The organism is Bacillus sp. GbtcB10 (assembly GCF_019091365.1).
In the GTDB taxonomy this organism is placed as follows: domain Bacteria; phylum Bacillota; class Bacilli; order Bacillales; family Bacillaceae; genus Bacillus; species Bacillus altitudinis.
Genome location: NZ_JAGXJP010000372.1, coordinates 1 through 239 on the forward strand (window position 1 = coordinate 1; position 239 = coordinate 239).

The 239-nt window shown below is 36.4% G+C and carries 1 pseudogene; it reads left to right on the plus strand.

What is annotated here, in order from left to right:
- Window positions 1-239 (plus strand): annotated as a pseudogene (locus tag KVT11_RS20535) (hypothetical protein); the annotation flags it as partial.

A 239-nucleotide genomic window follows, 5' to 3' on the forward strand; every position in this document is an offset into this window, starting at 1 on the left:
GTTAAAAAAGCAATATTTTGACCAGTTATCTAAATTGGAAACATTAGCTCAGAGCAAAGCTTGGTTTATTGGAGCTTTTGACGAGCTGCTTCAGCATATGATTCAGATTTATAACAGCGTCCGAAACAATATCATTAAAGCAACGCAGTATATCCAGCAGTATTATAAGCAGGAGCTCTCCCTTCAATCGATTTCGAGCCATGTCCATTTGAGCAAAAATTACTTTGCTAACTTATTCA